Source organism: Algibacter sp. YIN40, from assembly GCF_057219435.1.
Window position 1 is genome coordinate 893,603 of record NZ_JBXVVC010000001.1, and the last position, 23,390, is coordinate 916,992.

The window sequence follows — 23,390 nt, forward strand, 5'->3', positions numbered from 1 at the left end:
GTGAGCGTTTTTTTTATGAACAATTTTTCAAAAAAACAAAAACGCATAATTTTGCGTATTATTACATTAAAATTTAGTAGTTTTCACAAAAATTTGGGCTGTTTAGCCCAATTTTTATGATTTTTTGGTCAAATTAACTATAAGTTATGAGTAAAATCTCAGCGGCAATTACAGCTGTAGGCGCTTATGTGCCAGAATACGTATTAACCAATCAAATACTTGAAACGATGGTTGATACAAACGACGAATGGATTACTTCTCGTACGGGAATTAAAGAGCGTCGAATCCTAAAAGATGAAGGCAAGGGAACTTCTTTCCTCGCAATTCAAGCAGCAAAAGATCTTATAAACAAAAAGGGAATTGACCCAAAAGGTATCGAATTGGTTATTGTTGCCACTGCTACACCAGACATGAAGGCGGCTTCAACAGCGTCCTATACTGCTTCAGAAATTGGAGCTACAAACGCATTTTCATTCGATATGGATGCCGCATGCTCAAGTTTTTTATATGGCATGTCTGTAGCTGCAAGTTATATTGAATCTGGCAGGTATAAAAATGTATTACTTATTGGAGCTGATAAGATGTCATCTATAATTAATTATAAGGATAGAGCGACATGTATTATTTTTGGAGATGGAGCAGGAGCTGTTTTATTTGAACCTAATACTGAAAATTTAGGGTTTCAAGACGAGTATTTAAGAAGTGATGGCAGTGGAAGAGAGTTTTTACAAGCTACTTACGGAGGGTCCTCATTTCCTCTTACTCACGAAGCCATGGATGAAGGTGGTCAATATGCTTTTCAAGAGGGTAGAACGGTTTTTAAAAATGCTGTTTTTAATATGGCAGATGCCACAGTTAAAATATTAGAACGAAATAACCTGACCAAAGAAGACGTCAATTGGCTAGTTGCTCATCAAGCAAACAAACGTATTATTGATGCAACAGCGCAGCGTATAGAATTAGAAGAAGAAAAGGTAATGATGAACATACATAAGTATGGTAATACAACATCAGCCACCTTACCATTACTTTTAAGTGATTATGAATCTCAACTAAAGAAAGGCGATAATTTAATATTTGCTGCTTTTGGAGGAGGGTTCAATTGGGGTTCCATTTATTTAAAATGGGCATATAATTAATTAAACTAACCATTAACTAATTAGCATAATTATGGATATTAAAGAGATTCAAAACTTAATCAAGTTTGTCGCAAAATCTGGGGCAAGTGAAGTTAAATTAGAGATGGATGATATTAAAATCACCATAAAAACAGGATCTGATTCAGAAACAACAATTCTTCATCAAGCTCCCGTAGCTCAGATGCCACAAATAGCAACACCGGCACCAGCAGCAGCAGGATCTGAAGCACCGGCACCTGCAGCGCCAGTAGCAAGTGGACAAGACGATTCAAAATATATTACAATTAAGTCACCAATCATTGGTACGTTTTACAGAAAACCATCCCCCGATAAACCTTTATTTGTCGAGGTAGGGCAAACCATTGCAGAAGGTGATGTGTTGTGTGTTATTGAGGCTATGAAACTTTTCAATGAAATTGAATCTGAAGTTTCAGGTAAGATAGTTAAAGTATTAGTTGATGATTCTTCTCCAGTAGAATTTGATCAGCCATTATTTTTAGTAGATCCATCTTAATATAAATCCCAATTTTCAATTCCCAAATTTTAATATATAGATTTTGAAATTTGTTTTTTGAATATTGAAAATTTGAAGAATTTATGTTTAAAAAAATATTAATAGCCAATAGAGGAGAAATAGCACTACGTGTTATTAGAACCTGTAAAGAAATGGGCATAAAAACAGTGGCTGTATATTCCACTGTTGATGCAGAAAGTCTACATGTTAAGTTTGCAGATGAGGCCGTTTGTATTGGGCCAGCTGCTAGTAGTGAGTCTTATTTAAAAATGTCAAACGTTATATCTGCTGCAGAAATTACTAATGCAGATGCGATTCATCCAGGGTACGGATTTCTATCAGAAAACGCTAAGTTTTCAAAAATTTGCGAAGAACACGGAATAAAATTCATAGGTGCTTCAGCAGAAATGATTGATAGAATGGGCGATAAAGCGAACGCAAAAGAAACCATGAAAGCGGCAGGTGTGCCATGTGTACCAGGAAGCGATGGCATTATTAAGGATTTTGCTGAGTGTCAAAAATTAGCTAAAGAAACCGGTTACCCATTAATGCTTAAAGCTTCTGCTGGCGGCGGCGGTAAAGGTATGCGTGGCGTTTTTAAACCAGAAAACCTTAAAGACGCATGGGATTCTGCAAGACAAGAATCTAAAGCAGCATTTGGAAATGATGATATGTATATGGAGAAGCTTATTGAAGAGCCAAGGCATATCGAAATTCAAATAGTTGGGGATTCTCGTGGTAAAGCATGTCATTTATCAGAGAGAGATTGCTCGATTCAACGTCGCCATCAAAAACTAACCGAAGAGACACCATCTCCATTTATGACGGATGTACTCCGTAAAAAAATGGGAGATGCTGCAGTAAAAGCTTCAGAATATATTAAATATGAAGGCGCTGGGACTGTCGAGTTTTTAGTTGACAAACACCGTAATTTCTATTTTATGGAAATGAATACGCGTATTCAAGTAGAGCACCCAATTACCGAGCAGGTTATAGATTTCGATCTAATACGGGAACAAATATTAGTAGCTGCGGGTGTTCCAATATCTGGTAAAAACTACACACCTAAATTACACTCTATTGAGTGTCGTATAAATGCAGAAGACCCGTATAATGGGTTTAGACCATCACCAGGAGTTATTCAAACGTTGCATGCCCCAGGAGGTCATGGTGTTCGTTTAGATACGCATGTTTATGCAGGTTACGCGATTCCACCTAACTATGATTCAATGATTGCTAAGTTAATTACTACAGCGCAAACAAGAGAGGAAGCTATAAATAAAATGAAGCGTGCTTTAGATGAGTTTGTAATAGAAGGAATTAAAACAACCATTCCATTTCACAGACAACTCATGGATCATCCAGATTATTTGGCTGGTAATTATACCACGAAATTTATGGAAGATTTTGTGATGAAGCCGCAAACAGAAGAATAGACAAAAACTCCGGAAGTAATTTCGGAGTTTTTTTATGGTGTTACTGCGCCGAAAATGACGATCAGGCTATTCATTATATATTTTTGTAAAAAAAAATGACGCCATTTCTATCCTTAACACAGAGTAAAACTTCAATTTAAAATTTTAACTTAGCTCAATGAACTTTTCATATTGGGAAATAAAAACGTGGCTTTCAAAAACAGATTTCTGCATTGTTGGAAGTGGTATTGTTGGTCTTAATTGCGCACTTCATTTAAAAGAACGTTTTCCAAAAGCTAATATTCTTGTTTTAGAGAAAGGAGTGTTACCACAAGGAGCAAGCACAAAAAATGCAGGGTTTGCTTGCTTTGGAAGTCTTAGTGAGATTCTAGATGATTTACAATCGCATTCTCAAGAAGAAGTTATAAAATTGATTAAAAAGCGATTCGACGGATTAAAATTGCTAAGAAAAACATTAGGAGATAATGTAATAAATTATCAAAATAATGGCGGATTTGAGCTCTTTACCAAAGAGGATATCGAGTTATTTGAAAGTTGCTTGGAAAATAGAGAAGCAATTAATAAAATGCTGTTTCCAATTTTTAAAGAGGATGTGTTTTGTATGAAAGAGAATGTTTTCAATTTTAAAAATATTAATAATCAATATATTTTTAATGCTTTCGAAAGTCAATTGGACACTGGAAAAATGATGGAGGCTTTGTTGCAGAAAGCACAATTAAATAGGATTAAAATTTTAAATAATACAGCCGTAGAAGAATTTATCGAAAAAGATGGTTCAGTAAAAATAAAAACGAACCAATTTGAAATTTCAACGGCTAAGCTTCTAATTGCTACCAATGGTTTTGCCTCAGAACTCATTGGTCAAAAAGTTAAACCAGCAAGAGCTCAGGTTTTAATTACGAAACCGATTGAAGGTTTGCACATAAAAGGCACATTTCATTTAGATAAAGGGTATTATTATTTTAGAAATATTGAGAATAGAATTCTATTGGGTGGAGGACGAAATCTTGACTTTAATGAAGAAGAGACTGTAAAGTTTGGATTAACAGATCTAGTTCAAAACAAACTAGAAAACCTTTTAAAAACTACAATTCTGCCAGAAACCCCTTTTGAAATAGAGCATAGATGGAGTGGAATTATGGGAGTTGGTAATAAAAAGGAAGCTGTTGTAAAGCAAATTAGTAATCATGTATATTGCGGGGTTCGACTAGGCGGGATGGGTGTTGCCATAGGCAGTATAGTTGGTAAAGAATTATCTGATTTAGTATAATGTCTATAAAGCAAGAACTATATAATCAATGTCTGGAGTTTATAGATAATCGTCTTCAAACTGTTCAAAACACCATTAAAGACATTCAAAAATCTTTATTATCCGAAACTAAAAGTAGTGCAGGCGATAAACACGAAACTGGTCGCGCTATGTTACAACTTGAACGCGAAAAAGCAGGCCATCAATTAGCCGAAATCACTAAAGTAAAAGAAATGCTTTCTAGAGTTAATATTGAAAAACCCTCTCAAATTATAGGCTTGGGTAGTGTTGTTTACACATCTAGTACAAATTATTTCATTGCTATTAGCACTGGAGAATTGATAGTTAATAATGAAAAATTTTATGCAATTTCGCCAAGCACACCAATTGGTCAATTATTGATTGGGAAACAAGTTGATGAGGTCATTGTTTTTAGGCAGCAGAAGTTTATTGTTCAGAAGCTATTTTAGGGAAGTTACTTTAAAACAGAAAGGCAAATAGACAACCCTTTTTTTAATTCTTTATCATGTTCAAAAAACACCGTTTTACCATCCAAATCGGCTTCAATCAAACAATAATGGCCTTTGTAATAAGAACGTTTTACAATGGCTTTTAAATGGGACTTTTCAACCACTTTTAGTTGATGCGCATAAACCATACCCTCAGCTTTCAATTCGTTAAACTCACCAAAAAAAGAAGCGATAAGCTTGTCTTTTGGGTTGTTGTATAAGTGTTTAGGAGTGTTGTTGGCTAAAATTTTAGTGTCATGCAAAACAAGCATTTTATCTGCAAACCCTAGCACATCTTCTTTGTCATGGGTTGCGACAATACAAGTAATGTTTTTATCTTTTAAGTATTTAAAAACACTACGCCTAAGGCTTTGCTTCTTAAAATTATCAATATGACTAAAAGGTTCGTCAAGCAATATGATTTCAGGTTGTTTAGCTAAGGCACGAGCTAATGCCACACGTTGTTTTTGGCCACCGCTCAAGGTTTTTACTTTCGTTTTTGCCAAAGAGGTAAGTTCAACTACCTCAAGTAATTCCTTAGTGCGCCTTTGTTTTTCTTCAGGATAAAAATTAGAAATGAATTTACCAATATTTTCTGCGACACTTATAAAAGGCATTAAATCAAATTCCTGTGCAACATACTTCATAAAGTTGTAACCGACAACCAAGTTATATTTTGGCCCTAGAATCTCGTTATCATTCCAAAATATATTTCCTTCGTCTAAATCGTATTCGCCGTATAGAACTTTTAATAATGTGCTTTTGCCAGAACCACTTTCGCCTATAACAGCTATGTTTTCACCTGTTTTAACTTTAAAAGAAACAGCTTTTAAAACAGGTGTTTTGTGATAAGAAAAACTCAGGTTTTTAACGTCTAACATGGTGTTGCTAAAATAGTATAAAAAAAGAGATTGCCATAAAAGTCATTTGCTCTTAATTTGTCAGGTTGAGCTTGTCGAAACCGATATTGATTATCAGTATAATAAAATATTTCGACAGGCTCAATATGACATAGAATTAGACTTTAAGGCAGCCTCTTTTAAGAGGTATATTTAATTTTAAACTTTAATTTTTTCAGTTGCTTTACTAGGTAAAACCTTAAAGCCCATGTTGTATAATGTAAATCCAAAAATATCAGCATATTGTTCAATAGTTTTACTCACAGGTGTACCTGCTCCGTGTCCAGCATCTGTTTCTATACGAATTAATGTCGGGTTACTACCTGTTTGTTTGCTTTGTAATTCCGCAGCAAATTTAAAACTATGTGCTGGTACCACACGGTCATCATGGTCTCCAGTTGTAACTAAAGTTGCAGGGTATTCCACACCAGATTTTACATTATGAACTGGTGAATACCCTTTTATATATTCAAACATCTCTTTACTGTCCTGTGCAGTTCCATAATCGTAAGCCCAACCTGCTCCAGCCGTAAATGTGTTATAACGTAGCATGTCTAAAACACCAACAGCGGGTAAAGCTACTTTGGCTAAATATGGGCGTTGTGTCATAGCTGCACCAACTAACAAACCACCGTTTGAACCACCGCGAAGAGCTAAATAGTCTGATGAGGTATAATTGTTTTCAATTAAATATTCTCCAGCAGCAATAAAATCATCAAACACGTTTTGCTTTTGCATTTTTGTTCCAGCATCATGCCATGCTTTGCCATACTCACCACCACCTCGTAGATTAGGAACGGCGAGAATACCACCTTGTTCCATCCAAACAGCATTAGTAATGCTAAAACTTGGGGTTAAACTAATGTTGAAGCCACCATATCCGTAAAGAATTGTTGGGTTTTTACCATTAAGTTCTAATCCTTTTTTATGGGTAATCATCATGGGTACCTTAGTCCCATCTTTTGATGTGTAGAACACCTGATTGCTTTCATAATCAGCATTATTGAAGGCTATGGCTGGTTTCCAGTATAGTTCTGATTCACCCGTTTCAATATTCAATTTATAAATACTTGGTGGCGTGTTATAATTTGTAAAAGAGAAATAATCTGTTTTCTCTTCTTTTTTGCTTCCAAATCCGCTAGCTGTTCCAGAACCAGGAAGTGTAATGTCTCTAACTAAAGTTCCGTCATAATTATACTGTTTTACTTTTGAAATGGCATCAACCATATAATGAGCAAACAAAGAACCTCCGCTAGTGGACGGAGACAATACGTTACCTGTTTCTGGAATTATATCTAACCAGTTTTCTGGCGTTGGGTTTGACACATCTACTGTAACTATTTTTTTATTAGGAGCGTTTAAATTGGTAACGAGGAATAATTTAGTAGCATCATTATCTAAGATATAGGTGTCACTATTTGTATGGTCTAAAATGGTAATTAATCCACTGTTAGGAGTCGATAAATCTTTAATGAATAATTTGTTTCCCGAGGTTGATACGCTCGGTGTTATGACTAAATAGTTGTCGTCTTCAGTAACATTCGCATAGATATAGCGATGTTTTTCCTCTGGCGTTCCACCATAAATTAGGGCATCTTCTTTTTGAGGTGTTCCTAATTTGTGATAATATACTTTATGCTGATCTGTTTTTGCAGAAAGTTCGCTTCCTTTAGGCTTATCATAGCTTGAGTAATAGAAGCCTTCGTTTTTATACCATGAGATCTGTGTAAATTTTACATCGATTAGCGTGTCTTTGACAATTTCTTTAGTTTCGGTATTCATGATTAGAATTTTCCGCCAATCACTACCGCTTTCAGAGATAGAATAAGCTAATTTTTTTCCGTTTTTTGAAAAACTCAAACCACCTAAGGAGATCGTTCCGTCTTCTGAAAATGTATTTGGGTCTATAAACACTTCAGCATTGCCATTATCTTTTTTTCTATATATAACATTCTGATTTTGTAAACCGTCATTTTTAGAAAAGTATGTATAATCGCCTTCTACAAAAGGAGCTCCTACTTTTTCATAATTCCATAAACTAGATAAGCGCTCTTTTAAATCTTCGCGAAAGGGAATCTGGTCTAAATAGCTATAAGTCGCTTTATTTTGTGACTTTACCCAAGCTTCTGTTTCTTTACTTCTATCATCTTCCAACCAACGATATGGATCTTTTACTTCTACATCAAAATATGTGTCTACAGTATTTACGGATTTTGTTTGCGGGTAATTCAAGGGTTACAGTATTTAAATTCAGAAGATCATTTGTGTATGCAACTAATAAGCGAAATTAAAAATTAAGATCGTAGTCTTTTAAATGATAGATGAATTTTTAATTTATCAAAAATACACAAAAAAACTCCTGCATTTTAACACAGGAGTTTCTAATATAAAATCTAAGATTTTAAATAATTACACTAATTTATTTTCGATTAAATATTCAGCAATTTGGATGGTATTTGTTGCAGCTCCTTTGCGTAAGTTATCGGCAACAATCCACATATTTAATGTATTAGGTTGTGTTTCATCTCTACGAATACGGCCTACAAAAACATCATCTTTTTCATGAGCGTATATTGGCATTGGATATGTGTTTGTATCTGTATTATCTTGAACTACGACACCAGGAGTTTGACTTAACAATTTACGAACATCAGCTAAATCAAAATCATTTTCAAACTCAACATTTACAGATTCTGAATGTCCTCCGGCAGTCGGAATTCTAACTGCAGTTGCAGAAACAGAAAATGTGCGGTCATTCATTATTTTTTGAGGCTCTCTTGCTAATTTCATCTCCTCTTTTGTGTATCCGTTATCTTCAAATACATCGCAATGCGGTAATGCATTTCTCCCAATCGGATATGGGTAAGCCATTTCGCCATCAACGCCAGCGATCTCATTTTCTAATTGTCTTACAGCTTTTATACCTGTACCAGAAACTGATTGATATGTCGAAACAACAACACGTTTCATTTTGTATTTTTTGTGAAGCGGATTTAGAGCCATCACTAATTGAATAGTTGAACAATTAGGATTTGCTATAATTTTATCTTCTTTTGTTAATTCACTTGCATTGATTTCAGGAACTACTAATTTTTTAGTTGGATCCATTCTCCACGCAGAAGAATTATCAACTACTGTTGCACCAGCTTCGGCAAACTTAGGAGCCCATTCTAACGAGGTGCTTCCGCCTGCAGAAAATAAGGCAATATCTGGACGCATAGAAATCGCAGTTTCTAAACCAACTACTTTAAAATCGGTTCCTTTATAGGTAATTATTTTCCCCACTGAGCGCTCTGAAGCGACAGGGATTAATTCTGTTAATGGGAAATTACGTTCTTCAAGAACTTTTAGCATCACTTCGCCTACCATTCCTGTGGCACCAACAACTGCTACTTTCATTGTTATTTTATTTAAATCAAGTTTCGTTGAGCAAAACTAAGTATTAATTCTATTTTACAATCTAAAAAAAGCCCTTGTTTTGATAAAACAAAGGCTTTTTAACAACAAATAACACAATGTTATTTAATTAACTCATAGTTATTTTTTTAACAAATCTCTAATTTCTCCTAATAACTCTTCTTGTGTAGGTCCTGCTGGAGCCTCTGGAGCTGGCTCTTCAGCCGGTTTTTTGCTTTTATTGTAGGCTTTTACAATTAAGAACATAACAAAACCAACAATTAATAAGTTCACAATTGTATTAATCCAAGAACCCCACATAATGGCATTTTCAGGAGTTGTTACAGCGCCTTCTGCATTAACGATAGCTTCATCTAGAACTATTTTTAATTCCGCAAAATCCATACCGCCAGAGAAATGACCAACAACTGGCATTACGATATTGTCAACAAAACCTTTTACAACACCTCCAATAGCTCCTGCCATTATAACGGCAACTGCAAATTCCACAACGTTACCCGTCATGATAAATTCTTTAAATTCTTTAAGCATAATTATAAATTATTAGTTAGTAATCCCCTAAAATAGTAAAAAAAGATAAATTAAACATTTGATGTGAAACTTATCTGATGAAGATCCTTTTAACACGCTGAGAAATAGACGTAATTAACTCGTAGGAAATGGTGTTTACTGTTTCGGCTAAGGTTTCGGCAGTTGCTTCTTGTCCAAAAACAATAACTTCGTCACCTTCTTTGCAATCAATGTTCGTGATATTTACCATAATCATATCCATACACACATTTCCAATTATAGGTGCTTTTTGTCCATTTATGATAACAAAACCATTGCCGTTTCCATATTGCCTACCAATACCATCGGCATGACCAATTGGAAGCGTTGCTGTTTTAATAAAATCATTGGATTTAAACGCACGATTGTATCCAACAGATTCGCCTTTTTCGATTTGATGAATTTGAGAAATGATCGTTTTTAATGTGCCAATTGGTTTAAGGTGTTTGTTTTCTTTTTCAGTCCCGATAGCTATCGGGATACCAAAACCATATAAACCAATGCCGCTTCTAACCATGTTTAAATGTGCTTCAGGATAGTTTAAAATACCTGAAGTATTACACAAATGAAGCATTGGTTTATAACCAATAATATTTACAAAATTATCTGTAATCGATTTAAATGTTTTAATCTGATTTAAAGAGAACTCTTTTTCTGCTAAATCTTCGCTTGCTGCCAAATGGGAAAAGATTGAAGCTACTTTTATTGCTTTCGTTTGTTTCAATTTAGACGTAATAAACGCTACATCATTTTCCCAAAAACCAAGACGATTCAATCCTGTATTAAATTTTATATGCACAGGGTATTCGGTTTGATTTTCCGCGGAAGCGATTGTAATAAATTCTTTTAAAACTTTAGCGTTGTATAAACTTGGCTCTAAGCAATTGGCAATAAGCTTTTTAAAATTTAAAGTTTGCGGATGCAGAACTAAAATAGGTTTTGTAATACCAGCTTCTCTTAAAAGGGCACCCTCATTTACATAGGCCACTGCAAAATAATCGACTTCCAGTTCTTGAAGGTGCTTTGCTACTTCACATGCATCACTTCCATAGCCATAGGCTTTAACGACAGCTAAGAATTTAGTCTCTGGTTGTAGTTTAGATTTAAGATAATCAAAATTATGTTTGAGCGCGTTTAAATCTATTTCAAGAATGGTTTCTAGTGCTTTAGGCATTCGAGTTTTTAGTTTTAGAAGTAATTTCTTCGGCATCGTTCACTTTCATATTGCGAACTTTGTCGCGCATAGTGGCTTTGTAATATGCGGCCCTACTTAAAGGTTCATACTCGTCAACTTCACCCAGAAGGACCAAGTTATCATTTTTAGATTTCCGATAACTATATTGTGCTAAGTTCCCAGTTCTCGTACAAACAGCATGCACCTTAGTAACGTATTCTGCTGTCGCCATAAGATTTGGCATTGGTCCGAAAGGGTTTCCTTTAAAGTCCATATCAAGTCCAGCGACAATAACTCGCACGCCTTTATTGGCTAAGTCGTTGCATACACGAACAATTTCATCATCAAAAAACTGTGCTTCATCAATGCCAACTACATCACAACCGTCGGCAAGAATAGGAATATTTGCTGCTGCGGGAACTGGTGTAGAACGAATTTCGTTGGCATCATGAGAGACAACCATGTCTTCATTATATCTTACATCAATGGTGGGTTTAAAAATTTCAACTTTTTGTCTTGCAAATTGAGCACGCTTAAGCCTTCGGATTAATTCTTCCGTTTTTCCAGAAAACATTGAGCCACAGATAACTTCTATCCATCCAAATTGTTCTTTATGATTTACCGTATTTTCAAGAAACATTTCGTAATTTTAACACTAAAAGGTAGCAATTATTCGTTTGTATAAAGGTGGCGTAAATTTATTAAAAATCAAAAGCCTAAAACGCATTTAATTTTAAAAATTGTAAAAAATGAAACATTCATAACCAACCCCAATAGCTATCGGGATGAAACACAAGAATAGTGTTTATATAAATGTTATATGTGATTATAAAAATATTAAAAACAAACACATGAAAAAGAAGCTAGAGTCAGAGTTAATTAGCATCGCACATAGAATATTGAAGCTTAAAGGAAAAGAAGATGTTCTTAAAATGCACACTGAAGTTGCTGCTCTCTACGAAAAGATATCGGTATTAAAATTTGCTCATGAAAACTTTGAAGACGATATTCCAACTATTGGGAATGACTCATCATTTTTTGACATGTTGGATACTGCTTTCAATAATAAAGTGAGCGATAACATTGAACGCGAAGATAAAATTTACATTAATTTAGATGAAGTAGAGGATGACAATATCATGGAGCCCGTTATGGAAACCATTAAAGATATGGTTGCCCAAATGCCACACGAAGCGCAGCAAGTCGACACTATTTTTGAAGAAGCCATTCCAAGAAAACAAGTGAGTAAAAGTAATTTAGAAGATATAACTGCTGGATTTAATGAAATGCCTGTTTTCGAACCTATTTCTGAGGTTCAGAAACGACAAGCAGACGAAAAAAAATCGCTTAATGACAAACTAAAAAGTGGCGGACTAAATATTGGACTGAACGATAAAATAGCATTTATTAAGCATTTGTTTAATGAAAAAAACGAAGATTACGAGCGTGTGATTTCACAATTAAACACCTCAACGTCATTTAAAGATGCGAAGCGTTTTATTGAAGATATTGTTAAACCAGATTATAATAATTGGATAGACAAAGAGGGGTTTGAAGAGCGCTTTATCGCTATAGTTGAAAGTAGATTTAACTAATGAGTAAACTGTATATTGTTCCAACGCCTATTGGGAATTTAAAAGACATCACTTTTAGAGCAATTGAAGTTTTAAAGGAAGTCGATTTAATTTTAGCGGAAGACACACGTACCTCTGGGAAATTACTCAAACATTTTGAAATTTCAACTCATATGCAATCGCATCACATGCATAATGAGCATAAAACGGTTGAAACGATTATTCAAAAACTTAATAGCGGCACTATGGTTGCTTTAATAAGTGACGCCGGAACACCAGCAATTTCAGATCCCGGCTTTTTGCTCTCACGGGCATGTATTGAAAACAATATTGACATTGAATGCTTGCCTGGAGCAACCGCATTTGTGCCAGCATTAGTGAACTCAGGATTGCCAAACGATAAGTTTGTGTTCGAAGGGTTTTTACCAGTAAAAAAAGGAAGGCAAACCAGATTGCTACTTCTAGCTGAAGAAACCAGAACCATGATTTTTTATGAAAGCCCACATAAATTAATCAAAACTCTTGGGCATTTTTGCGAGTACTTTGGAGAAGAGAGACCTGTTTCGGTATCCAGAGAACTCACGAAGTTATTCGAAGAGACCATACGCGGAACAGCTAAAGAAGTTTTAGAACACTACACCAACAAACCACCAAAGGGAGAGATTGTTATTGTGGTTGGCGGGAAAAAGTAGCCTATAATGGACATTTAATTATTTGTTAGTTCGAAGATCAAGCTTTAGCTCGATGCATCGAGAACAATATCATTTAATGAAAAGATTACTTCAAGACATAAAACAATGTGTCATTTGTGAAAAATATTTGGCTCTTGGCCCACGACCTGTGGTGTCTGCTCATCCAGATTCTAAAATAGTCATTATTGGGCAAGCCCCAGGCACAAAGGTACACGCTTCAGGAATTCCATGGGACGATGCTAGTGGTAAACAATTGCGAAAATGGTTAGATGTTTCTGTTGAAGATTTTTACGATGAAACAAAATTTGCGATTATTCCCATGGGATTTTGCTATCCAGGAAAAGGAAAAACCGGCGATTTACCACCACGACCAGAATGTGCTCCGCAATGGCACAAACCATTATTTGACGAACTTAAAAATATCGAGCTGGTTATTTTAATTGGAATGTATGCTCAAAATTATTATTTAGGAAAGGCGGCAAAGAAAACTTTAACGGAAACAGTTCGAAATTATAGTGAGTACTTGCCTAAATTTCTTCCATTACCGCATCCATCACCACGAAATCGGTTTTGGTTGACTAAGAACCCTTGGTTTGAAGTTGAGGTTTTACCAAAATTAAAGGTAAAGGTGAAAGACTTGCTTCCTTAGCTTATAGCTCCTGCATATATTGAAAATACTTCATAGCTTCTTGCGGGTTCGCTTTAACATCAATACGTTTTATTTCTTCACCATTTTCATTCAACTCTAATAAGAAACTTTTATCTTCTTGATCTAACATTCTTAAATAAACATTTAAGGAACCATCTTCATTATAAAATTTCATGGCTTCAAAATCATCGTATGTGGACGAAATCTGTTCAGAAAAAACTTTACCGCTTTTAATTTGTTGGGTAATTTTTCTTCCTTCTTTAATAAACATTTGAGAGACTATTTCGCCAATAATATTATAGTAAATAGATTCTATAAGTGCTCATTCTCATACTTGGATTCAGATTGTATTTCACCGCTTTCAAAGTAAGCTATTTTCTTTCCATAAGGCACGCCTTGTTTGTATGTTTTAAGGGACTTTAACTTTCCAGAGAGTGAATACATTTTTTCCTCACCATGTAGTTTGCCATTTAAATATTGTGAATGTGAAAAGATCTCGCTATTAGAATGAAAAATAATATAATCGCCATTTAGAACACCTTCTTTTACACTAAACTCTTCCCATTTAGATGTCTTATTACCAATCACATAATACCCATCCATGACTTTATTTGAGTCATTAAATCGGTAAACGCCAATATCGTTATAAGAATCTACATAATAGGAATTCCTTGGCAGTAACTCAAACTCTGAAGATTTGTCTTTTGGTTCTTGCCTGCAACTTGTCGAAGTAATAATTAAGCATCCAATAAAAATGTATTGAAGCTTTACAAATTTTAAAACCATAGTATTAAATGTGCTTTCCTTTTTCCCAACCATGTTTGCCTAAATATTGGTCACCGCTTTCTACGGCGCCATCTTCAATAGAAGTACCCATGCTGTCGTTCCAGCGGTTGAGGTATCCGAATAATGAAATAACACCTAACATTTCTACTATCTCTCCTTCATTCCAATATTTGTATAAGCGCTTTTTTATAGTTTCATCAACACCATTTGGAACTTGACTTGCCAATAACGAAAAATCTAGAGCAGCACGTTCGGCTTCACTAAAAGCAGGGTGAGTTCGATACTCCCAAATATTATCTAATTGCTCTTGTTCGGCTCCGTAGCGTTCCGCAGCTCTAATAGCGTGGGCTTGACAATATCTACATCCTGTTGAGTTACTAGACACCCATGCAATCATGCGTTTTAAGGCTGAAGTGACCCTGCCTTCATTAGCCATAACCGCTTTATTCAAATTAATAAAAGCTTTGCTAATAGCTGGACGGCGTTGCATGGTCAATACCGAGTTTGGGCAAAATCCAAGTGTTTCATTAAAAAACACCGCAAGCTTTTTAGTCTCTAAATCATGGTCGGCAGATAATGGTGTTACTAAAGGCATAATTTTATTTTTTTAAGTAGTATTTTTGAATTTACAATTAACAAAAATAATTCTATATAATGGCAGTTAAAGTTTCTACAAAATGGCTTGGTGACATGCGATTTGAAAGTACAAACCCATCAGGGCATAATTTATTTATAGATACAGGCGAAGAAAACGGAGGCAAAGGAGAAGGGTATCGCCCTAAGGCTTTAATGTTATCTGGTCTTGCAGGTTGTGCTGGTTTAGATGTAGCAATGCTTATAAAAAAAATGAAATTAAAAGTTGATAATTTCAATATTGAAATTGAAGCAAATTTAACAGAAGAGCACCCTAAATATTATGATAAAGTAGCGATGCATTTTCATTTTTATGGTTATGATTTAAGCGAAAAGAAGCTGAAAAGAGCAGTGGATTTATCTGTTGAAAAATATTGTGGTGTCATGGAAATGTTTCGTCAATTTGCTGATGTTAAAGTTGAAGCACATTATCATAAAAATTAAAACAGTTCAAATAGGTTTTCAGAATATTTTATGCGTTGGACACTCAAACCAAAACCAGATTCAAATAAAGTAGAAGCACTTAAGAAGGCGCTAAAAGTTGATGATATCACAGCTGGGTTAATGGTTCAACGAGGGATAGAAAATTACGAGCAAGCAAAACTTTTTTTTCGTCCTAGTTTAGATGATTTACACGACCCGTTCTTGATGAAAGATATGGAAAGCGCGGTAGATAGAATTGAAGCGGCGTTTCTTCAAAACGAGAATATCTTGGTTTATGGCGATTATGATGTAGATGGTACAACTTCGGTAGCGCTTATGAGCTCTTATCTTAAAACAAGAACAAATAATGTCGCAACCTACATTCCAGATCGTTATGATGAAGGTTATGGAATTTCTTATAAAGGAATTGATTTTGCCAACGATAATAGTTTTTCATTAATAATAGCGCTTGATTGTGGTGTTAAGGCTATTGATAAGGTTAAATTCGCAAAGGAAAAGGGGATTGATTTTATTATTTGCGATCATCATAGACCAGGAGAAAGTATTCCTGATGCGATTGCTGTTTTAGATCCAAAGCGAGAGGATTGTAATTACCCATATAAAGAACTATGCGGTTGTGGTGTTGGTTTCAAACTAGCGCAAGCCTTAGCCTCTAAACAAGGCAAATCGACTGAAGATTTAACCGAGTATTTAGACTTGGTTGCTACTGCGATTGGAGCTGATATTGTACCAATTACAGGGGAAAATCGCGTATTGGCCTATTTTGGACTTCAAGTCATTAATCAGAACCCAAGAATTGGGATTAAGGCTATGATAGCTCAAGTAAAGAAAAAAGAATTCACCATTACCGATGTTGTTTTTATAGTGGCACCAAGAATTAATGCTGCTGGACGCATGAAGCATGGTAATTATGCAGTAACACTTTTAATTGAAGAAGATTATACTTTAGCTGAAGAATATGCTTCTGAAATAGAAACTTTTAATACAGATAGACGTGAGGCAGATAAACAAATTACTGAAGAAGCTCTCAAACAAATTGAAGAACAAGAAGAACAGAAACGTTTTACTACTGTTGTTTACCATGAAACTTGGCATAAAGGTGTTATTGGTATTGTGGCTTCTCGATTAACAGAAACCTACTATCGTCCTACTTTGGTTTTTACCAAAAGCGGTGATATGCTGGCTGCATCAGCGCGTTCTGTTTCTGGATTTGATGTTTATAATGCTTTGGAAGCGTGCTCGGAATATATCGAACAATTTGGCGGGCATAAATATGCTGCTGGACTAACTTTGAAAGAAGAAAACTATCAAAGTTTTAAGAATAAATTTGAAGAAGTTGTAAAAGACACCATTGATGTTAATTTGCTTGTTCCAGAAGTTAAGGTCGATTATAAAATCGATTTAAATAAAATCGATAGCCGTTTATGGCGAATTATTTGTCAGTTTGCGCCCTTTGGACCAGGTAACATGACGCCTGTTTTTATGACTGAAAACCTTTTAGATACGGGTTATGGTAAATGTGTTGGTGAAGAAGGTAAACACTTACGAGTCACAGTTACTCAAAGAGGTGCTAATAATAAATTTGTATGTATAGGTTTTGGAATGGGTGATAAAATTGATTTAGTGTCCAATAAAAAACCATTTGACGCAGTTTATTCTATTGATGAAAATGAATGGCAGGGACGTATTTCGCTTCAACTTAAATTAAGAGATATTAAAGGATAGCTATGGCTAAAAAAGATCCATACGCAGCATTAAGAATAAAAGAATTCAATATTTTTTTATTAGTGCGATTTTTATTGGTTTTTGGATGGTCTATGCAGTTTATTGTTATTGAGTGGCAGGTGTATAGCCTAACAAAAGACCCATTATCACTTGGAATAATAGGCTTGATGGAAATCATTCCTGCTTTTTCAATGGCTTTATTTGCAGGGCATATTGTTGACCAAAAAGAGAAGCGAAGTTTGTTTGCGCTTTGTATTGCTGCGTTCTCATTAATTAGTTTAGGGCTGTTTTTGCTGACTTGGGAAAAAGTAATAGGCGATTGGCAAACTAAATGGATTTTGTATGCAATTTACGCATTAGTGTTTTTTGGTGGTTTTTTACGCGCCTTTTTTGGGCCAACTATTTTCTCATTAGTGGCGTTAATAGTTCCAAAAAAAATATACCCAAATGCTGCAACATGGAGTACAAGTACATGGAAAACAGCGGCTGTTTTAGGGGCTTTATTTGGCGGATTTTTTATTAGCTGGATTGGAGTGGATATGACTTTGTGTGTTGTTTTTGTATTAGTAATGCTATCGTTAATTTTAACTTTTTTAATAAAGAAGAAGCCTATTTTAAATAAAAACATAGGAGAGCCTTTAAAAGAAAGTCTAAAAGCAGGTGTTCGTTTTGTATTTAAAAACAAAGCTATTCTAGGCGCATTAACCTTGGACATGATTGCTGTATTGTTTGGCGGTACCATAGCTATTCTAGCGATTTTTGCACAAGATATTTTAGAAGTAGGAAGTCAGGGTTTCGGAATTTTAAATGCATCAATATCCATGGGGAGTATTGTAACGATGTTTGCAACAACATATATACCAATTAGTAGAAATACAGGTAAAAAATTACTCATTTCGGTATTTGTATTTGGTCTTAGTATTATTGCTTTTGGACTGTCGTCTATTTTTTGGGTAAGTGTATTGATGTTATTTATTAGCGGTGCTGCCGATGGAATTTCTATGGTAATTCGCCAAACTATTTTACAATTGAAAACACCAGATAATATGCGTGGGCGTGTGTCTTCTGTTAATTCTATGTTTGTTGGATCTTCTAATGAATTAGGTGCTTTTGAAAGCGGGTTAGCTGCAAAATTAATTGGGCCTGTCGCCGCTGTAGTTTTTGGAGGAACTATGACATTAGTGACCGTTTTTGCAATTGGAATTAAAAACCCAGTACTTCGAGATTTGGACTTAACAGAAGATGTGGAAGCCCATGAAAGTGATTCTTAATATTCCTTTAATTCCATAGTGTCACCATCAAAAACACCATAGGTGAAATACTGAATCCAGTCTCCAAGATTGATGTATTTAGAATTTCCGTTGAGATCTATATTTAAGGGTAGATGTCTATGGCCGAAAACAAAGAAATCACGATGGTTATCTTCAAGTTTCCTTTTGCAGTATTGTACTAGCCATTCGTTATCTTCACCTAGAAATATAGCATCATCATCACCAGAAATAAGTTTGTTTTTAATAGACATATATTGCGCTAATCGTACGCCTAAATCGGGGTGAAGCCATCTAAATAACCATTTCGAAAACGGATTAGTAAAGACTTTTTTCATGCGTTTATAACCTTTGTCTCCGGGGCCTAGCCCGTCGCCATGCCCAATAAAAAAAGTTTTGTTATTGAATACAAATTCTTTTGGTTTATGGTACACAGGAATACCGAGTTCTTCTTCAAAATAACCATTCATCCATAAGTCATGATTGCCAACAAAGTAATGAATTGGAATACCAGCATCTGAAATTTCAGCAAGCTTCCCTAAGGTTCGTGTAAACCCTTTAGGGATTACTTTTTTGTATTCCATCCAAAAGTCGAATAAATCACCTAAAAGGAAAATTGCAGCAGCATCTTCTTTTATTTCATCCAACCAGGCCACGAACTTTTTTTCACGTGGTAAAGAGGCTTCTTTTGTTGGGGCGCCCAAGTGATTATCTGATGCGAAATATATTTTTTTGCCTTTAAGAATTTGCATGTTGTAAATATACTAATTCCTGCGAAGGCAGGAATCTCATTTTTTGGAGTTAATTATTTTATTTGTTCATTTTGCCTTGATGCTAAACGAACCAAAAAATCAAATCAATCTAAGGAAATTGCTAAAGCACCATTCGTTTTCGAAATTTCACGCTTAAAGCTGCGCTTTGCGATTCCATTTCTTCACTCATTATTTCTGCAGATTGATGATTCCGACTTTATCGGAATTTGGGACTTTCTATTTTATCGTCTATTCGCTTATGGGAAGTTACCTTTTATCGATATTATACTGATAATTGTACATGGTTTAGCGTTAGGGATTGAGGTATTGTTGAAGCTCTTTTTGTGTTGTTGCACCTATGCAACACAAGAAAGCGACTACCGAATGCCCGACCTGTTAAGGTAACGCCCTAAATATTATCGTAAGCAAACCATTCTGCAAACGAACTTTCTGTTTCTTGAAGTTTTAACGAATGTAAATTAATGTGATTAGGTAAACGTTTTTTTATTTTTTGAGCGAAATCTATAACCATCATTTCACTTGTTGGTTGATAGTCTACTAGCAACACATTGTGCCCACGATCTTGTAATTCTTTAGCAAGCTCTACGTGTGGTGTGTTTTTATTAAAAACGGTGGCGTGATCGAAAACATTTACGATTTCTTCTTTCGCGATTTTTTTTAAATCGCTAAAATCGATTACCATACCGTATTTTACATTGTTTTTATCGCGAATAGGTTGTCCAATTACAGTAACATCTAGCTTATAACTGTGACCATGTACGTTTTTGCATTTACCGTCGTAACCGTATAATGCGTGACCTGTTTCAAAAGAGAACTGCTTTGTGATTCGAATGTTATTGCCCATTATTTTCTTTTTCTTCTATTTACTACGTAAACAATTATTAAAACTAAGGCTAAAAGCAGAAAGAGTCCATTTCCGCTTAAAAATGATAAGATATCCATAATGTTGGTTTATTGATTCTTTTTTTTGCTATATCGATACATTAAATAGGCTAATAGAACAAGAACAACAAAGGGAATCATGGCTCCAATAAAAACACCAATTTCATAGCCTTTATCTGGCGCGTTTTTTATTTTTTCTTCGATATCTACTTGCTGAAGTATAACGTTAAATAGACTCATGTTTTATGTTGTGCTATATTGCAAAGTTAATTGTTTTGTGAAAGCGGCATAAACATTTTTCTAAATTTTATTAGAAGCGGAAAGCCCCTTGCAATCATCCAAAAGGTTAATGCTATAAATATGCCGTTTAGTTTAAAATTAAAACTGTCGAGCAAATAAAGTATTGGGATAAAAATTATAAACGTCGATAGGAGAAGCAAATTCCTTAAGATTTTCATATGCCCTAAGCCTTTAAAAACGCCATCAAAAATAAATGCTAAAGCACAAATAGGTTGCATTATAAGCACTATCCAGAAGACGTTATAGAACTCTGCTAAAACTTCTGGTTCTTTTGTAAAGAGTAATCCAATTGGCTTATAGGTTATAGCGCCCGCTAAGGCCAGCACTAAACCTATAACAATACCTATTTTTATTAGTTTGTTACTTAGCTTCATTAAACTTTTGTAGTCTTTAGCTCCTAATAATTTACCAGAAAGAATGTTTCCTGCACTTGAATACCCATCAATCATGAAGGCACCTAGAAACCACAAATTAATGGCTATAGTATAAGCTGCTATATAGTTGTTACCATAACCCGTAGCAAATCGTGTTGCTAAGTATAGTGTAATATTTAAAGCCAATGTTCTAACAAAGAGGTTTAAAACCATGCTTATAAATCGCCTGATTTCTTTATTAAAAGGAAAGCTAAATCTTAATGGGACACTTGTTTTTGTTAGCAAATAATAAACCGAAAAAGAAGCCATTAATATTTGTGCAATCACACTTGCATAGGCTGCGCCTTTAATATTCATTGCTGGAATGTAGCCTGTTATACCATAAACAAAGACAAAGTCTAAAACAATGTTTGCTAATGCACCAATAATAGCAATTAACATAGGATAATAGGTGTTCTGGAGCCCTCTAAATGTTCCAAAAACAGCTATAGTAAATAAGGTGAACGGAAACCCGAAAACTCGAATTTTATAATAATCTACACTATAATTTAATATTAGGTCTGAAGCGTTATAAAGTTTAAATATTTCACTAGCAAAAGGGTATGTTCCTGCAATGATTAAAACACTTAACGAGGTTATAATAAAGATAGCTTGCGCAGGAAGATTCTTTACAGCGTTCAAATTATCTGCTCCAACATATTGCGAAACAATAGATGATATGGCACTTCTTGTTTGGCCTAAAATCCAAATGAGCATAGATAAAAATGTGCCAACAATACCAACGGCAGCTAAAGATTCAATAGGGTTTATGTCAACATTACCAACAATTGCAGTGTCTGTAATAGATAAAATAGGCTCTGCAATACCAGAAATTAATGCTGGAATAGCGAGTTTGTTTATATGTTTAAGGCTAATATTTGTTTTCACAATATGAGTTCGTAACAATAAAACGGATGGTTGCTTTGTTTAGGGAAGAAGATATCACCTAATCGCTTATAGCCTCTTGATTCATAAAATTTTTGATTTCTTTTATTTTGAGAAAAAGTATCTAATCTAACTGACACATAATTATTTTCTTTGGCATATGCTTCAGCATAATTCATAAGTTTTTTGGCATATCCTTTTTTTTGATGTTTGGGGTGAATAGCGAGTCTATGAATATAAATATTGTTGTCGTTCTCGGACAACCATGAAATAGGGAGGTATTCATCATCCATCAATGTAGAAATCACGACGCAGCCTATTATGTTGTTTTCTAATTCCAGTATATACAATTCATCACGTTTAACATCTTTTAAAAAAGCCTCTTTACTTGGATAAAATTCATTCCATTGAAATATGTTTTTCGAGATCATATCTACAGCGCAGGCTTTAGTTAATCTTATAATATTATCAATATCTGTCCAGGCTCCTTTTCGAATCATATAAATGTTTTACTTTTGCATAAATATCGCTAAAAATTTAGTCATCAAACTATAATTATTATGAAGAATATTTTAGTACCTGTAGGATCCTCAAAAAACGCTTTAAGTCATTTGCAATATGCGACTGATTTTGCCAAAGCTTTTGACGCTAAACTTTATGTTGTACAAGTATATAATGTTTATACAAAAGCTGGGACAATGATTAAAGTAGATCATATCATTGAAAGAGAAAGCAAAGATTTTTTAGACAATCTGGTTTCTAAAATTGACACAAAAAATGTTGATATAGTAGTAAAGGTTTTAAAAGGGAAGCTTGTTGATACTTTAGAGTTAGCATGTAGAGCAGCTGAAATTGATTTAGTTTTAGTTGAACCCCGCACAAACTCAATTAAAGAAGAAGAATATTTAGGAAAAACATCTGGTAAAATTATAAAGCAAACAAATGTCCCGGCACTAATAGTTCCTGAAGGCCATAAATTCACTTCGCCTAAAAATATTTTAATGGCTGTCAAGTCTGCTATTATAAAGAAAGAGAATGTGTTGGACCTACTTAAAAATATAAAAGATAATTTTAAGGCCAACGTAGATTTACTTTTAGTAAAAACACCTTATCATAATGATGGTGATTTTGACTTAAAACCTGAACTATTGGGTCTTGTTAATAAGATTACTAAAACAGAAAACGCGACTACCTTTCAAGGTGTTTTATTGCATTTTGAATCTCATAAGCCAGACATGCTTTGTGTTGTAAGGCGGAAACGAGGTTTCTTCGCTAAGAAATGGGAGAAGAACACCATTCTAAAGAAAGATTTCCATAGTAATATTCCTGTATTAGTTTTAAGTGGACTTAAATAGTAAAAGGGGATGTAGCTCAGTTGGCTAGAGCGTTTGACTGGCAGTCGGGAAAAATCAAAATCTTCAAACTCTATTATCCTTTTAATATCAATGGTTTTCAAGGATTTTAAAAATTGATTTTATCA

Annotated in this window: 26 protein-coding genes and 1 tRNA gene; 13 read left to right on the forward strand and 14 right to left on the reverse strand. The window is 34.6% G+C overall.

What is annotated here, in order from left to right; translation table 11 throughout:
• Positions 1–146 precede the first annotated feature (146 nt).
• The 5 genes from AC2D6V_RS04245 to AC2D6V_RS04265 all read left to right on the forward strand — a co-directional run bounded on the left by AC2D6V_RS04245 (position 147) and on the right by AC2D6V_RS04265 (position 4,808).
• Positions 147–1,139 (forward strand): beta-ketoacyl-ACP synthase III, encoded by a 993-nt coding sequence (locus AC2D6V_RS04245; RefSeq protein ID WP_484646806.1) that lies wholly within the window; start codon positions 147–149, stop codon positions 1,137–1,139.
• Positions 1,140–1,170: 31 nt separating this feature from the next.
• Positions 1,171–1,653, forward strand: a complete 483-nt coding sequence (accB, locus tag AC2D6V_RS04250) for an acetyl-CoA carboxylase biotin carboxyl carrier protein (protein WP_484646807.1) — start codon at positions 1,171–1,173, stop codon at positions 1,651–1,653.
• A gap of 83 nt (positions 1,654–1,736) precedes the next feature.
• The gene (accC, locus tag AC2D6V_RS04255) at positions 1,737–3,089 is read left to right on the forward strand and encodes an acetyl-CoA carboxylase biotin carboxylase subunit (protein WP_484646808.1); all 1,353 of its coding nucleotides are present in this window, start codon (positions 1,737–1,739) and stop codon (positions 3,087–3,089) included.
• 157 nt (positions 3,090–3,246) lie between these two features.
• Positions 3,247–4,359 (forward strand): NAD(P)/FAD-dependent oxidoreductase, encoded by a 1,113-nt coding sequence (locus AC2D6V_RS04260; protein WP_484646809.1) that lies wholly within the window; start codon positions 3,247–3,249, stop codon positions 4,357–4,359.
• The gene (locus AC2D6V_RS04265) at positions 4,359–4,808 is read left to right on the forward strand and encodes a GreA/GreB family elongation factor (RefSeq protein WP_484646810.1); all 450 of its coding nucleotides are present in this window, start codon (positions 4,359–4,361) and stop codon (positions 4,806–4,808) included. Before AC2D6V_RS04260 ends, AC2D6V_RS04265 begins: the two co-directional genes overlap by 1 nt.
• Positions 4,809–4,813: 5 nt before the next feature.
• On the opposite strand, the gene AC2D6V_RS04270 is transcribed toward AC2D6V_RS04265, so the two are convergent.
• From AC2D6V_RS04270 to AC2D6V_RS04295, 6 genes are all read right to left on the reverse strand, one after another.
• The gene (locus tag AC2D6V_RS04270; protein ID WP_484646811.1) at positions 4,814–5,728 is read right to left on the reverse strand and encodes an ABC transporter ATP-binding protein; all 915 of its coding nucleotides are present in this window, start codon (positions 5,726–5,728) and stop codon (positions 4,814–4,816) included.
• A gap of 177 nt (positions 5,729–5,905) precedes the next feature.
• Complete coding sequence (locus tag AC2D6V_RS04275; protein WP_484646812.1) at positions 5,906–7,978, reverse strand: prolyl oligopeptidase family serine peptidase; 2,073 nt, start codon at positions 7,976–7,978, stop codon at positions 5,906–5,908.
• A gap of 177 nt (positions 7,979–8,155) precedes the next feature.
• Positions 8,156–9,145, reverse strand: coding sequence for an aspartate-semialdehyde dehydrogenase (locus AC2D6V_RS04280; protein WP_484646813.1), 990 nt, complete (start codon positions 9,143–9,145; stop codon positions 8,156–8,158).
• Positions 9,146–9,283: 138 nt separating this feature from the next.
• Complete coding sequence (mscL, locus tag AC2D6V_RS04285) at positions 9,284–9,694, reverse strand: large conductance mechanosensitive channel protein MscL (RefSeq protein ID WP_484646814.1); 411 nt, start codon at positions 9,692–9,694, stop codon at positions 9,284–9,286.
• A gap of 70 nt (positions 9,695–9,764) precedes the next feature.
• Entirely contained in the window at positions 9,765–10,886 is a 1,122-nt protein-coding gene (gene alr / locus AC2D6V_RS04290) for an alanine racemase (RefSeq protein WP_484646815.1), read from the reverse strand.
• Positions 10,879–11,526 (reverse strand): thymidine kinase, encoded by a 648-nt coding sequence (locus AC2D6V_RS04295; protein ID WP_484646816.1) that lies wholly within the window; start codon positions 11,524–11,526, stop codon positions 10,879–10,881. The genes alr and AC2D6V_RS04295 overlap by 8 nt, the downstream gene beginning before the upstream one ends.
• A 211-nt stretch (positions 11,527–11,737) precedes the next feature.
• On the opposite strand from AC2D6V_RS04295, the gene AC2D6V_RS04300 reads away from it, so the two are divergent.
• The 3 genes from AC2D6V_RS04300 to AC2D6V_RS04310 all read left to right on the forward strand — a co-directional run bounded on the left by AC2D6V_RS04300 (position 11,738) and on the right by AC2D6V_RS04310 (position 13,801).
• Positions 11,738–12,481 (forward strand): hypothetical protein, encoded by a 744-nt coding sequence (locus AC2D6V_RS04300; RefSeq protein ID WP_484646817.1) that lies wholly within the window; start codon positions 11,738–11,740, stop codon positions 12,479–12,481.
• Positions 12,481–13,152 carry a 16S rRNA (cytidine(1402)-2'-O)-methyltransferase gene (gene rsmI / locus AC2D6V_RS04305; RefSeq protein WP_484646818.1) on the forward strand — a complete coding sequence of 224 codons (672 nt, stop codon included), beginning with the start codon at positions 12,481–12,483 and terminating at the stop codon, positions 13,150–13,152. The genes AC2D6V_RS04300 and rsmI overlap by 1 nt, the downstream gene beginning before the upstream one ends.
• 76 nt (positions 13,153–13,228) lie before the next feature.
• Entirely contained in the window at positions 13,229–13,801 is a 573-nt protein-coding gene (locus tag AC2D6V_RS04310) for a uracil-DNA glycosylase family protein (RefSeq protein ID WP_484646819.1), read from the forward strand.
• Position 13,802: 1 nt separating this feature from the next.
• Here AC2D6V_RS04310 and AC2D6V_RS04315 read toward each other — a convergent pair whose 3' ends face one another.
• The 3 genes from AC2D6V_RS04315 to AC2D6V_RS04325 are packed head-to-tail and all read right to left on the reverse strand — an operon-like array spanning position 13,803 to position 15,182.
• Entirely contained in the window at positions 13,803–14,072 is a 270-nt protein-coding gene (locus AC2D6V_RS04315) for a hypothetical protein (protein WP_484646820.1), read from the reverse strand.
• A gap of 41 nt (positions 14,073–14,113) precedes the next feature.
• Positions 14,114–14,620, reverse strand: a complete 507-nt coding sequence (locus AC2D6V_RS04320) for a toxin-antitoxin system YwqK family antitoxin (protein ID WP_484646821.1) — start codon at positions 14,618–14,620, stop codon at positions 14,114–14,116.
• Complete coding sequence (locus tag AC2D6V_RS04325) at positions 14,592–15,182, reverse strand: carboxymuconolactone decarboxylase family protein (RefSeq protein ID WP_484646822.1); 591 nt, start codon at positions 15,180–15,182, stop codon at positions 14,592–14,594. The genes AC2D6V_RS04320 and AC2D6V_RS04325 overlap by 29 nt, the downstream gene beginning before the upstream one ends.
• A 59-nt stretch (positions 15,183–15,241) precedes the next feature.
• On the opposite strand from AC2D6V_RS04325, the gene AC2D6V_RS04330 reads away from it, so the two are divergent.
• From AC2D6V_RS04330 to AC2D6V_RS04340, 3 genes are read left to right on the forward strand one after another with little or no spacing between them, the layout of a single operon-like run.
• Positions 15,242–15,664, forward strand: a complete 423-nt coding sequence (locus AC2D6V_RS04330) for an OsmC family protein (protein ID WP_484646823.1) — start codon at positions 15,242–15,244, stop codon at positions 15,662–15,664.
• Positions 15,665–15,694: 30 nt separating this feature from the next.
• Positions 15,695–17,389: a single-stranded-DNA-specific exonuclease RecJ gene (gene recJ, locus AC2D6V_RS04335; RefSeq protein WP_484646824.1), complete on the forward strand. Its 1,695-nt coding sequence runs from the start codon at positions 15,695–15,697 to the stop codon at positions 17,387–17,389.
• Positions 17,390–17,391: 2 nt separating this feature from the next.
• Positions 17,392–18,660: an MFS transporter gene (locus AC2D6V_RS04340; protein ID WP_484646825.1), complete on the forward strand. Its 1,269-nt coding sequence runs from the start codon at positions 17,392–17,394 to the stop codon at positions 18,658–18,660.
• Here the strand turns inward: AC2D6V_RS04340 and AC2D6V_RS04345 are convergent.
• From AC2D6V_RS04345 to AC2D6V_RS04365, 5 genes are all read right to left on the reverse strand, one after another.
• The gene (locus tag AC2D6V_RS04345; protein WP_484646826.1) at positions 18,657–19,409 is read right to left on the reverse strand and encodes a UDP-2,3-diacylglucosamine diphosphatase; all 753 of its coding nucleotides are present in this window, start codon (positions 19,407–19,409) and stop codon (positions 18,657–18,659) included. The two genes, AC2D6V_RS04340 and AC2D6V_RS04345, sit on opposite strands and share 4 nt — an antisense overlap.
• 409 nt (positions 19,410–19,818) lie before the next feature.
• Positions 19,819–20,274, reverse strand: a complete 456-nt coding sequence (locus tag AC2D6V_RS04350; RefSeq protein ID WP_484646827.1) for a 6-pyruvoyl trahydropterin synthase family protein — start codon at positions 20,272–20,274, stop codon at positions 19,819–19,821.
• Between the two features lie 107 nt (positions 20,275–20,381).
• A complete protein-coding gene (locus tag AC2D6V_RS04355; protein ID WP_484646828.1) occupies positions 20,382–20,552 on the reverse strand; it encodes a hypothetical protein in 171 nt (56 codons plus the stop codon).
• 26 nt (positions 20,553–20,578) lie between these two features.
• On the reverse strand, positions 20,579–21,913 hold the full coding sequence (locus tag AC2D6V_RS04360) for an MATE family efflux transporter (RefSeq protein WP_484646829.1): 1,335 nt from the start codon (positions 21,911–21,913) through the stop codon (positions 20,579–20,581).
• Positions 21,910–22,410 (reverse strand): GNAT family N-acetyltransferase, encoded by a 501-nt coding sequence (locus AC2D6V_RS04365; protein WP_484646830.1) that lies wholly within the window; start codon positions 22,408–22,410, stop codon positions 21,910–21,912. The genes AC2D6V_RS04360 and AC2D6V_RS04365 overlap by 4 nt, the downstream gene beginning before the upstream one ends.
• 60 nt (positions 22,411–22,470) lie before the next feature.
• Between AC2D6V_RS04365 and AC2D6V_RS04370 the strand changes: the two genes are divergently transcribed.
• Complete coding sequence (locus AC2D6V_RS04370; RefSeq protein ID WP_484646831.1) at positions 22,471–23,265, forward strand: universal stress protein; 795 nt, start codon at positions 22,471–22,473, stop codon at positions 23,263–23,265.
• A 5-nt stretch (positions 23,266–23,270) separates the two neighbouring features.
• A tRNA-OTHER gene (locus AC2D6V_RS04375) sits at positions 23,271–23,347 on the forward strand.
• The last annotated feature ends 43 nt before the right edge of the window (positions 23,348–23,390 follow it).